Origin of the sequence: Candidatus Microbacterium colombiense (assembly GCA_029203165.1) — a bacterium.
Lineage (GTDB): Bacteria > Actinomycetota > Actinomycetes > Actinomycetales > Microbacteriaceae > Microbacterium > Microbacterium colombiense.
This window is the reverse complement of record CP119308.1, coordinates 842,695-855,002: the sequence shown is the minus strand read 5'-3', so window position 1 is coordinate 855,002 and position 12,308 is coordinate 842,695. Positions and strand designations below refer to the sequence as shown.

6 protein-coding genes and 1 pseudogene are annotated in these 12,308 nt (G+C 69.1%); 2 read left to right on the top strand and 5 right to left on the bottom strand.

Annotation, left to right across the window (positions count from 1 at the left end):
- Nucleotides 1-37: 37 nt before the first annotated feature.
- From P0Y60_04140 to P0Y60_04125, 4 genes are all read right to left on the bottom strand, one after another.
- Entirely contained in the window at nt 38-6,115 is a 6,078-nt protein-coding gene (locus P0Y60_04140; protein ID WEK61956.1) for an Ig-like domain-containing protein, read from the bottom strand.
- 142 nt (nt 6,116-6,257) lie between these two features.
- The gene (locus tag P0Y60_04135; GenBank protein ID WEK61955.1) at nt 6,258-6,827 is read right to left on the bottom strand and encodes a DNA-3-methyladenine glycosylase I; all 570 of its coding nucleotides are present in this window, start codon (nt 6,825-6,827) and stop codon (nt 6,258-6,260) included.
- Nucleotides 6,828-6,863: 36 nt separating this feature from the next.
- Entirely contained in the window at nt 6,864-7,703 is an 840-nt protein-coding gene (locus P0Y60_04130; protein ID WEK61954.1) for a PfkB family carbohydrate kinase, read from the bottom strand.
- A gap of 12 nt (nt 7,704-7,715) precedes the next feature.
- A complete protein-coding gene (locus P0Y60_04125) occupies nt 7,716-8,501 on the bottom strand; it encodes a GntR family transcriptional regulator (GenBank protein WEK61953.1) in 786 nt (261 codons plus the stop codon).
- A gap of 141 nt (nt 8,502-8,642) precedes the next feature.
- Here P0Y60_04125 and P0Y60_04120 point away from each other — a divergent pair, with 141 nt between their 5' ends.
- Together P0Y60_04120 and P0Y60_04115 are read left to right on the top strand one after the other, a co-directional pair.
- The gene (locus P0Y60_04120; protein WEK61952.1) at nt 8,643-10,055 is read left to right on the top strand and encodes an MFS transporter; all 1,413 of its coding nucleotides are present in this window, start codon (nt 8,643-8,645) and stop codon (nt 10,053-10,055) included.
- Nucleotides 10,056-10,106: 51 nt separating this feature from the next.
- On the top strand, nt 10,107-11,084 hold the full coding sequence (locus P0Y60_04115; protein WEK61951.1) for a nucleoside hydrolase: 978 nt from the start codon (nt 10,107-10,109) through the stop codon (nt 11,082-11,084).
- A gap of 75 nt (nt 11,085-11,159) precedes the next feature.
- Here the strand turns inward: P0Y60_04115 and P0Y60_04110 are convergent.
- Nucleotides 11,160-12,210 (bottom strand): annotated as a pseudogene (locus tag P0Y60_04110) (NAD(P)-dependent alcohol dehydrogenase).
- Nucleotides 12,211-12,308: the final 98 nt, after the last annotated feature.

The following is a 12,308-nucleotide window of genomic DNA, read 5'->3' as shown; positions in this document are numbered from 1 at the left end:
TTCGCTTCCTCTGAGGTGAGTGCTGATGGCCGAGCCGCTACCAGTTGGAGCGCTCGTAGTCGGTGCCGGCGATGGTGACCCAGACCTGGTAGCCGCGCCCGCCGTTGCCGTGGAAGCAGCCGATCTCGATCGAGCCGTTCGCCGGGATGTTCCAGCTCGAGCCGCCGGCGAAGCGCGGACCGGCCGTCGGCGCGTTGCTGTTGCAGTAGACCTGGTAGCGGCCCGCCGGGAAGTTCGCGGTGTTGATCACGAACTTCGCGCACGTGCCGTCGGTGCACTGCCCCGGCCAGTTGCCGGCCGTTCCGCGCGACACCCAGGCCCGTGGCTGTGGCCTCGGACTCGACTGCGCGCTGTAGGTCTGGCTCACGTCGGACCACGCGCCGGTCGTGTCCTGCGCCCGGACTCGGATGTTGTGCGCCTGGTCGTAGTCGTTGCCGACGTCGGTGGAGCCGCTGATGCCGACGCCCTGCCAGCCCCCGCCGTCGATGCTGATCTGCACGGTCGAGATGTCTCGTCCGTTCGGCGAACCGGTCGCGTTCCAGCTGAGGCGCACCTGCGTCGTCAACTGCTGCGCGCCGCCCGTCGGGGTGTTCGGCTTGCCGTGGGGGTTGCCCGCGGCGGTGTTCGACACGGCGCCGGCGTAGGTCGTGCCGTCGACGGTGGCGACGCCTCGCACCTGCACGTTGTAGTTCGTGCCGTTGCTCAGCCCGCCGATGACGTTGTTGCCGGGGATCGTGCCCCAGCCGCCGTTGTTCAGGCGGTACTGATACGTGACCTCACCGGCTCTCGCGCCGTTGCGCGACCCCTGGTTGTACGAGATCGTGATCTGGCGGTCGCCCTCGTTCGTCACGCGGAGACTGGTCGGCGCACCGGGTGCGGTGACGCCACGACGCGGAGCGGACTGCGCACTCCACTCGCCCCACCCGGCCTTGTTCTCGGCACGGATGCGATACGTGTACGCCGTCTCGGACGTGGGAACGACCACAGCCTGGCTGGTCGCCTGCGCACCGGGGGTGATGGTGCGCACGACGGAACCGCCTTCGAGCACCTCCAGCTGGTAGCTGCGGATGGCATCGCCGTTCTTGTCGGGCGCTCCCCAGTTCACCTGCATCTGGGCCTGGTTGCCGACCGGTTCGAGCTCCTGCGTGGTCGGGGCGGCGGCCGCGAGCGGCGGGCCGGCCGGGATCTCCGACGCCGACCATCCGCTCCAGCTGGAGGGGTCGGGCGCGCGGTTGTGCGCCTGCACGCGAACCTGGTAGTTGGAGCCGTTCTCCAGCCCCTCCCAGACGAGCGAGTTGCCGGTCACTTCCTTCTGCGTGATGCCCGACGGTGGTGCCGGCGAGATCTCGAGCGTGTACCGGTCGACCGGAGAGCCGGGCGTGGTCGGGGTCGTCCATACGACCTTCAGCGACTTGTCGCCGAAGACCAGGGTGGGCGGGTTCGGGGTGTCGGGGCGTGCATCCGGGCGCGCGATCTCCGAGGTGCCGGAGGGCAGGGACTCCCCGACCCGGTTCGTCGCGGTCACCTGGAACGCGTACTCGACGTTGTTCGTCAGCCCGTCGAGCGTGCACGTGGTCGACGAGCACGCCTTCGAGTATCCGCCGCCGGTGACCGCCTTCACGGTGTACCCGGTGATCTCCGCGCCGTTGTTCGACGGCGCGGAGTAGGAGACGACGACCGTGCGATCCTGCACGCTGGTCACCACGGGGATGCCCGGGGCCGCCGGCACGTCCTGCACCGTGACGATGATCTGGCCGTTCACCTCGCGGTCGACATCCTGCGTCGCGTCCTGGATGCGGTAGCGCACGACGAGCGTTCCGACAAAGCTCTTCGCCGGTGTGATGGTGACGTCGGAGCTCGTGAACGACACCTTGGCCGAGCCCGACTCGGACACCGCGGACACGATCTTCAGCGGCGTCTCCGGGAACGGGTTGACGTCGTTCTCCAGCGCAGGAACCGTGATCGTCTTGCCCGCATCCGCTTCGGAGACCGTGTCGGTGTTCGCGGCGGGCAGGGAGCGCGTCGAGGCGGTGACGGTGGCGACGATCGTTCCCTCGATCGGTTCGGTGACGCCGTCGCTCACGCGGATCTTCAGGGTGGCGGTGGCGCCCTTCTTCGCGCTCGACGAGGCCTCGACGAACAGACGGTCGCCGTCGGTGCGGGCGGAGATGCCGTTGGCGTCACCGCCGATGAAGGTGAACTCGTGGTTCCCCTCGTCTTCGGGGTCGGGATCGTCGGTGAGTGCCGCGAGATCGAGCGGCGCGGCCGGCTCGCCGGGCGCGACGTTGATCTGCCCCTGCAGGAACGTGGGCTGCTGGTTCTCCGGCGGCAGCACGTTGATCGGGATGCTGAGGGTCGCCTTGCGCCCCTCGGGGTCATCCGGGCCGGTGCCGTCGGTGACCTCGAAGGTCAACGCGTCGGGACCGAAGAACCCGGTCTCCGAGGTGTAGACGAGGGTCTGCGGGTCGAGCAGCAGGTCGGCGCCGTCGGCGTGGTTGGCGCTGATCTTCGCCTTCTCGGTGATCGTCACCTCGCCGCCGCCGGCGACCGTGACGTATTCCGAGAGGGGCAGCTTCTTGGTCTCGCCGCTGATGACCTCGACCGGCTTGGTCGAATCGAGCGTCGGTCGCAGATCCGCGCGCGAGGGCACGAAGATGAAGGCCGAAGCCTGGAGCCCATCAGGGTCGGTGAGGGTGTACCGGATCAACTGGAGCTCGTCGGTGACGGTGACGCGCACCTTGCCGTTCTCGAGCGGGGTGCCTCCATCGCCGACCTCGACGTCGAGACGGTCCTTGGTGCCGTCCGGATCCTCATCGTTCTTCAGGATGTCGAGATCCGCCGACAGGCTGCCGTCCTTCAGGTCCGACGGCTGCAGCCGGTCGTCACGGGCGACGGGCGCCTTCAACGGCACGTCCTGATCGACCGTGATCTGCAGCGTCGCCGTGGCCGTGGCACCGCGGGTGTCGACCACGGTGTACTGCAGCGAGGTCTCCATCTCCCGATCCGGCGCCTGCACGAGCACGCGGTCTCCCGAGACGCGCGCGGTCAGTGCGTCCGGAACCTCGAGTCCGTCCTTGACGAGCACGAGCTTGTCGCCTTCGGGGTCGGAGTCGTTGTCCAGCACGGGCACGGCGATCTCGCGCCCCGGTCGCACGACCACGGCATCCTTGACCGCATAGGGGGCCTGGTTGATCTGCTCGGCGGGCGCGACGCCGACGCGGATGGTCGCGGTGCCTTCCTTGCCGAGCCGGTCGCGCACGCGGTAGGTGAAGGCGTCGACCCCCGATGCACCATCGGCGGCCTCATACGTGAAGTAGTTCGGACCGACGGTGGTGATGCGGCCCTTCGTGGGGCTCGAATCGATGCCGACGAGCTCGACCGAGTCGCCGTCGGTGTCGATGCCGTCCAACGGCACGGCGATGTTCACCTCGCTGCCGGCGAGCGCGCGAGCGGTCAGGTCCTGCGGACGCGGGGCCGCGTTCGTCTCCTCGTCGATCGGCAGCACCTGGATCGTGACGTAGCCCGCCGCCTTCTGCTGGTGCGAGTCGACGGCCTCGTAGGTCACGTAGACGGTGCCGGGCTTGTCGGTCGCCTTGAACCGCACGGCGTCCTGCGAGACGAACGCCTCGCCGTCTTCCGGATCGACCAGCGGCTCGACGAGCTCGGGCGAGAGATGCAGCACGTCGTCGCTCGGGTGGGTGTCGTTGTCGAGCACCGGGATGGTCACGACGTCGCCGACGCGGACCTTGGCCGAATCGGGGTTCGTGACCGGTGGCAGGATCTCGTCAGCGGCCGGGATCGGGATGACGACGACCTCACCGTCGGCCGACTTCGACCCGTTCGAGATCCGATACGCGATGCGCACCTGGTCTTCCAGGGCACCCTGATCGGTGATGCGCAGCGTCTCGTGGTTCAGCACCGACACCGAGATGCCACTTCCGGGATCGACGGTGACCGACTGCACGACGAGGATGCCGCCGGCGGGATCGGTGTCGTTGTTGAGAACACCGAGCAGCACGTCTCCGCCGGTAGGCAGCAGCGCGACGTCGCGCACGGCGACCGGAGGAAGGTCGGACTCGGTTTCGGGCAGCACGTCGACGCGGACGAGGCCCTCACCGTTCTTCGGACCTGTCGTCACCTGGTACTGCACGTAGTAGACGCCGGTCTTGGGCGCGATGAACGAGAAGGTCTTGTTGTCGTAGTCGGGCTCGATCGTCGCCCCCGGCGTCTCGAGCACCCGTGTCAGTCGCAGCGGCTCGCGGCCGACGCTCGTGTCGTTGGTGAGAGGGGCGACCGTGACCTGCTCGCCCGCCCGGGTCACGACGTGGTCGGCGTTCGTCTTGGGGCCGGTCGAGCCCTGCGGACGCACGTCGAGCGTGATGCTCGAGGTGCTCTGCAGGCCCGAGGCATCGGCGACGACGACCTCGATCTCCTTGCGCCCCTGCAGGCTGGCCGTGGCCTTGTAGGTCATCTGGCCGTCTTTGCTGAAGTCGACCTCATCGCCGGGCGCCGCGGTGACGCTCTGCAGGTAGATGTCGTCGCCGTCCGGATCGATCCAGTCGGGGAGGATGTTGTACGAGATCGTGCCGCCGGTCTCGACGGCCAGCGCCGTCTTGCGCTTGGGCTTCGGGGCCTCGTTCTGATCCCAGCCCCGCACGGTCAGGGTGACGGTGGCGGTGTCCTTGCCCTTGCGCCCGTCGTCGACCTCGTAGATGAACGACGCCGTGCCCGTGGCCTTCTCGTCGACCGCGATCTGCAGCGAGCCTCCGTTGTTCACGGCCTGCACGGTGCCGATGGACGGCTGCTTCTCGGCCAGAGCGGCGACGAGCACATCACCGTCGGCATCGTTGTCGTTGTCGAGCACCGGCAGCATCGTGGTGCCGCCGGGGCGCACGCCGAACGAGTCGTCCTCCGCGACGGGAGGCGTGTTGATCTCGCTGCGCTCCGGCAGCGTGGTCTCGACCGTCTCCTCGGTGGTGTCGTCCTCGTTCTCGGTCTCGCCCTCCGGCGGGGTCAGGTCGTTCCAGTTGTCGACGCGCTGCAGGCTGTCGTCCGCCATCCATGCGGCACCGCCCACGGCGTCGTTCAGGATGATCACGTCGCGGTTCACGCGGAAGGTGAGGCTCGTGGAGTCTTCGGCGCCGTCCACGACCGCGTTGACGTCGTTGGCATCGCCCGGGCACTCGCGCAGGAACTTCGCCGAACCGGCCCAGGCACCGTAGGTGCAGCCGCGCAGCCAGACGGGCGCCGCGGCCGTGCCGTCGGCGCCGACGGAGGTCTCGGTCACGTCGCTGCCGTCGAGCGGCACCTCCAGCAACGCCGACGAGGTGGCGACGGCCACGGCATCGGTGTCGGCGGATGCCTGCTGCAGCACGGCGTCGGCCGCGCCGGTGATCTCGGTGCGGAATCCACCAGGGGTCGTCACGACACCGGCCGCCGCATCGAGCACGACGGGCGTGCGCCCGACAGCGGTGATGGTGGGGCGTGCGGACGCATCGATCTCGCCGACCGAGGCCGTCGACGGCTCGAGCGCCTGGCCTTCATTGTCGACCGGGACGGTCACGACCTCGCCACGTTCGGAGGAGAGCGCGAACACCGTGCCGTCGTTCGCGACCGTCACGTCGGCGTTCTCGCCGAGCTCGGCGATGGGCTCCGCGGCCTCGATCTCGAAGGCGGCGATGCCCTGGAACGGCACCACCCAGAGGTCGCCGGACTTCTCGTCGAGGATCGCGGCGGTGCGGTGACCGAGCGCGACCTTCGCCGTCGACGGGATCGCCGCCGAGTCGCCGAGAGACACGCGGGCGGGGTCGACCGCGGTCACGGTGGAGGCGTCGTCGTCGACGACCAGCACGCTCGCTGCGGCCTGCAGGATGTCGTAGTTCTCGCCGGTGGTGCGCAGTCCACCGTCGAGGATCGTCGACTCGTGGTTGAAGTGACCGACGAGCAGGCTCGAGGTCTTGGTGATCCAGACCCCGCCGTCGTTCAGGTCGACCTTGGTGGTCGGGAAGCCCTCATACGTGAACGCCATGGTGGTGATGGCGATCACACCGACAGTGACGCCGGCAGCCGAGGCCAGGGTCTTCGGTCGCGCACGCATCCACGACAACGCCTTCATACCCGGTTCCCCCCAGGGTCGCTTTCTCGACACCCACCACCGGATGAAATCCCGCGGCGTACCCGTTCATCCTAACCGCGCTGTGGTAGTGCTCTCGATGGGGAGAAGTGCCCATGAAATGAGCGCGACCCCGCGAGGCCGATCAGGCGCGCCAGCACCCTGCCATGTGATCGTCGACCATTCCCGCCGACTGCATGAGCGCGTACATCGTCGTCGCGCCCACGAAGCGGAAACCACGGCGACGCAGTTCCTTGCTCATGGCGGTCGATTCGGGCGTGACCGCAGGCACCTCGGCCATCGACGCGGGACGGACGTCACGCGGAGAAGGGGCGAACGACCACATCAGCGCGTCGAGCTCACCCTCGGCCATGCCGCGCACGATCGCGGCGTTGCCGATCGTCGCCTCGATCTTGGCGCGATTGCGGATGATGCCGGCATCCTGCATCAGGCGCTCGACGTCGGTCTCGTCGTACTCCGACACCCGCTCCGGGTCGAATCCCTCGAACACCTCGCGGAAACGGGGGCGCTTGCGCAGGATCGTGATCCACGACAGTCCCGCCTGGAATCCCTCCAGCGCCATCTTCTCGAAGAGCGCACGGTCGCCGTGCAGCGGCGATCCCCATTCCTCGTCGTGATAGCGGCGGTACTCGACGTCGTCGCCCACCCAGGCGCAGCGGGCGCGCTCGTCGGGGCCGGTGATCAGGGAGGTCATGGGTTCAGGCTATCCACGACGACCGACATCACGGGTTCAGTGCGCGGCGTAGGCGTCGTACGACGACAGCAGCGGCTGCGAGCGCGGATCGGCGACCGCGGCGGCGCCGACCGCGCAGGCGGCGGCGAGCGCGCGCTCGGGCGAGATGCCCGACGCCAGACCGATCGTGAGCGCAGCGCAGAACGCGTCCCCCGCACCCACCGTGTTCTCGACCTCGGTCTTGACGGCGGGGGCCGAGGCCACCTCGACGCCGGATTCGAAGAGCGCGGCTCCGTCGGCTCCATAGGTGACGGCGACGCGTCGGGCGTTCTTCAGCGCAGGGATCAGCGCGTACTCGGTCTCGTTCACGATGATCAGGTCGGCGCGATCGAGCACGTCGACCGGAAGCTCGCGCGCCGGGGCGGCGTTGATCGCGAGATATCCCTGCACCCGGGCGGCGAGAGCCACCACCAGGTCCATCGATATCTCGAGCTGGGCGAGCACGGCCTCATCGGCGGCGAAGGAGATCCCGTCGAGATCGATGTCGCCGTTGGCACCCTCGCACACCGCGATCTGGTTCTCGCCCTCGCGATCGACCACGATCAGCGCGACTCCGGTGGGCTGGTCGCTGATCTGCACGTTCGCGGTGTCGACGCCCGCTGTCTCCAGCTCCGACCGCATCCATCCGCCGTCGGCATCCGTTCCGACCGCGCCGACCATACGCACCGTGGCGCCCAGTCGGGCTGCCGCGGCGGCCTGGTTGGCGCCCTTCCCGCCCGCCTCGCGCACGAGCGTGCCGCCTCCGACGGTCTCGCCGGCCTGCGGAAGTCGATCGGCGCGCGCGGTGAGATCGACGTTGATGCTGCCGACGATGGTGAGGGAGAGGGGATTCTGCACGGATGCTCGCAATCAGGAGGTGGTCTGGACGACGGAGAGGTGCCCGACTCGCGACGAGACGATGCACTTGGCGAGGTAGACGGGGGTGCCGGCGGTGGTGACCGTCTGGGTCAGGATCAGCACCGGATCGGCGGCGCCGAGTCCGAGCAGAGCGCCGCGCGAGGCGCCGACCACGTTCACCGTGATCTCGCACACCGCGGAGTCGAAGATGACTCCGGCCTGCTCGCGCAGCGCGGCCAGCACGCTCGACGACGAGGCGGCGGCGGCATCCAGCCCCTCGGCGATCTGCGGGCTGATGTCGCTGAGGTACCGACCGGCGGGAAGATGCTCCTGCAGGATCGCGACGGGTTCGCCGTGCCGCTCGACGACGGCCTCGCGGAACCAGGTGTTGGCGGCGGGGTCGAGGGCGAGCTTGCTCGAGGTGAAGTCGGTGGTGGACTGCAGGTCGAAGCTGATCGTGCGCACCACCACATCGTCATCGCCGTCCGACAGTGCCTGCTCCAGCGGGCGCAGCTCCTCGAGGCCCACGCGCGGAAGATCGTCGGCCACGAAGCGCCCGACGCCACGGCGCGTGATGATCAGGCCGTCCTCTTCGAGCAGCATCAGCGCTTCCCGCACCACCGTGCGGCTCACCCCGAGCGCAACACCGAGCTCGGTCTCGCGCGGCAGAGCCGAACCCAGTTCGAACACCCCGGAGCGGATGCCGTCGGCGATTCGCGAGTAGACGGCGACGCGCAGGGGTTGCCCGACGGTGCTCGTGAGGCTGCGACCGAGGAATCGATCGATCTCGTTCGTCATCCCGGCGCTCCTTCCCTGGTCGCCCGAAGGTGGGCGTCTCTCGTATTCAAGCATGACGACGCCCCTGTTGACGATGTTAGACCGGAGAGGTATAACATCATACAAGCCTCACCCGAGGGCATCCCTGACGAAGGAGTCTCCGTGCACAGCCACACCGCCACCGCTTCCCCGGGCCTCACCGCCCGCGAACCCGTGCGGGGCCCCCGCGCCGTCGCGCTGGTCGCGACCCTCATCCTCGGCGTGCTGTCGTATCAGCTGAACGCGAGCATGATCACCCCGGCCCTGCCCGACATCGCGACGCAGCTCGGCGAGGACATCGGGCAGGTGTCGCAGGTCTCGTCGCTCTTCTTCGTCGCCGGCGCCGTGGGCGGCGTCGTCCTCGGCCGCTGGAGCGACTTCATCGGACGCAAGCGCGCCCTGTTCATCGTGCTCGGCCTGCTGTCGGTCGGCACCCTGCTGTGCATGTTCGCGCCGAACCTCACCGTGCTGCTCATCGGCCGCGTGCTGCAGGGCGCATCCAGCGCCGCATTCCAGCTCGCCTACGTCATCCTCAGCGAATCACTCAGCGCCAAGGTCTTCGGAACGACCCTCGGCATCATCACCGCGGTCAACGGCGGCGTCGGCGGTGTCGACGGCTACATCGGCGGACTGCTCAGCGACGCCTTCGGTTTCCGCTCGATCTTCGTCGTGATCTTCCTGGTCGGCATCCTCGCGATCGTCTGCGTGGCACTGGTCATCCCGGCATCCGACGGCGGCGTCTCGACGGGGAAGATGGACTGGTGGGGAGCCGCTGTGCTCTCGATCGCACTGATCAGCGTGACCTACTTCGTCTCGTCCGGGCCGAGCGCGGGATGGCTGGCCCCGATCACGCTCCTCTACCTCGCGGGCACTATCGTTGCGCTGGTGGTGTTCTGGTTCGTCGAGAAGAACCGGGCGACCCCGCTGATCGCCGTGCAGCACCTGCGCTCCCGTCAGGTGTGGCCCGTTCTCGCCACCACCGTGCTCACCCTGTCGAGCGTCTTCGCCGTGATCAACTTCACCGTCGTGCTGCTCAGTCAGGACGCCACGCACGGCTTCGGGCTCGACGCCGCCACCGCCGCACTCCTCTTCCTCGCCCCGCCCGCGCTGATCGGCGTGTTCGCCGCACCGATGTCGGGCTGGCTCGCCGGACGCAAGGGCTGGATCCCGATCCTGCGCATCGGCATGATCGCCTGCCTCGCCCTGCTCATCGTGATCGCGATGATGCCGCAGAGCTTCTGGGTCGTCTTCGCGATGATCGCACTGCTGGGCATCACCTACAACGGCATCGTGCTCACCACCATCAACGGGCTGGGCGTCGTGCAGTCTCCCGCCGACGCCCCCGCCGCGCTCCCCGGCCTGAACGGCAGCGCCTTCGGCATCGGCGCCGGACTCGGCATCGGCATCGTCGCCCCGTTCGCCGCACAGGGCACCCCGGGCGGTTACGTCACGGCGCTGTGGATCTCCGTCGGCATCACCGCCCTCGCCCTGATCGCCAGCTTCCTGATCATCCCGCGCACCGCCGCCACCGACTGACACCTCCGGGCGGCCGCACCCGCGGCCGCCCTCCGACCACTGGAGCACGCCATGAACCACACCCCCATCCGCCCTGTCTACTTCGACTGCGACACGGGCATCGACGACTCCCTCGCGCTGGCGTACCTGCTCGCCTCGCCCGAGATCGACCTCGTCGGCATCGGAACGGTCAGCGGTAACACCAGCGCCGCCCAGGCCGCCGTGAACACGCTCGGCCTGCTCGCGCTCGCCGGACGCACCGAGGTGCCGGTCGCGATCGGTGCGCACGACTTCCTCTCGCACCCGTTCGACGGTGGGGCGCCCCACGTGCACGGCGACAACGGCATCGGCGACATCGCCGTGCCCGCGGCTGATCGGCAGCCGGAAGACGAGGATGCCGCGCACATGCTCATCCGCCTCTCGCATGAGTTCGCCGGGACTCTCGAGGTGATCACGGTCGGGCCGTTGACCAACATCGCGACGGCTCTCGCGCTCGACCCGACACTGCCCTCGCGCATCGCGCAGGTGACCGCGATGGGTGGCGCGGCGCTCGTGCCGGGCAACATCACGCCCGTGGCCGAGGCGAACATCGGCAACGATCCGGAAGCGGCATCCGCCACGCTGTCGGCGTCGTGGCCCGTGGTGCTCGTGCCCCTCGACGTCACGATGGAGAACGTCTTCGATGAAGACGACCGGGCAGCCCTCCTCGCCTCCGACGAGCCGCTCGCGCGGGCGGTCGGGGAGATGCTGGACTTCTACTTCGACTTCTACGTGTCGACCTACGGCGAGCGCAGCAGTGCACTGCACGACCCGTTGGCCGCCGCGATCGCGGTCGGCGGCATCACCGCGACCAACGCACCCGCCGTGGCGGTCGTCGTCGACACCTCGCAGGGTCCCGCCCGCGGCCAGGTGATCTGCGACCTGCGCGGTCAGCGTCGCGGACCCGTCGACCAGCCCGGCGCCACCGTGCGCGTCGTGCTCGCCACCGACGCACCCCTCGCACCGCACCTGCTCGCGCGCATGACCGGTGCCGAGGTGCTCGTCGGCTGACGCTCCCGCGACACGAGACGGGCGGGGTGAGCCATCACGGCTCGCCCCGCCCTTCGCCGTGTTCAGAGGTGGATCTCAGTCGCGGAAGGTCGCGGCGTCGATCACGAAGCGGTAGCGCACGTCGGACGCCAGCACCCGCTCGTAGGCGGCGTTGATCTCCGACGCGGGGATCACCTCGATCTCGGGCGCCGATGCCGTGCTCGGCGCAGAAGTCGAGCATCTCCTGGGTCTCGGCGATGCCGCCGATGTTCGACCCGGCGAGCGAGCGGCGGTCCGCCGATGAGCGACGAGACCCGCGACGGCGAGCGGCTCGGCGGGCGCCCCGACGCAGACCATCGTGCCGTCGATGTCGAGCAGGCTCAGGTACGAGCGCATGTCGAGCACGGCGCTGACCGTGTTGAGGATCAGATCGAACGACGACCGCGAGATCGCGGAACGTCTGACGGTCGCTCGTGGCGAAGTAGCGGTCGGCGCCGAGACGCAGACCGTCGCCCTGCTTGCTCAGCGTCTGCGACAGCACCGTGACCTCGGCTCCGAGGGCGTGCGCGATCTGCACGCCCATGTGCCCGAGCCCGCCGAGACCGACGACGGCGACACGGGTGCCGAGTCCGACGTTCCAGTGCCGCAGCGGCGAGTACGTGGTGATGCCCGCGCACAGCAGCGGTGCGGCGACGTCGAGCGCGAGGCCGTCGGGGATCCGCAGCACGAAGGCCTCGGTCACGACGACCTGCTCGGAGTAGCCGCCCTGGGTGATGGTGCCGTCGCGGTCGGTGCCGCCGTAGGTGAACACGGCGCCCTCGACGCAGAACTGCTCGAGTCCGCGGGTGCAGTTGCGGCACTCGCCGCAGGAGTTGACCATGCAGCCGACGCCGACCCGGTCGCCGAGCGCGAACGACGACACCTCGGAGCCGACCGCTGCGACCGTGCCCGTGATCTCGTGTCCGGGCGCGAGCGGGTAGCTCTGCGGACCCCAGTCGCCGCGCACGGTGTGGATGTCGGAGTGGCAGATGCCGGCGTAGGCGATGTCGATCAGGACGTCGTGCGGGCCGAGTTCGCGGCGCTCGATCACGGTCTTCTCGAGGGGTGCTGCTTCGCTGGGTGCGGCGTAGGCGTGGACGGTGCTCATCCGATGCTCCTTCTTCGGGGGACGGGTCGACACTACCGAGCGCCGGCGCAGTGTTCGCTGGGTGCGCCCGGATTCGGTTCACAACTCCTCAGAATCCG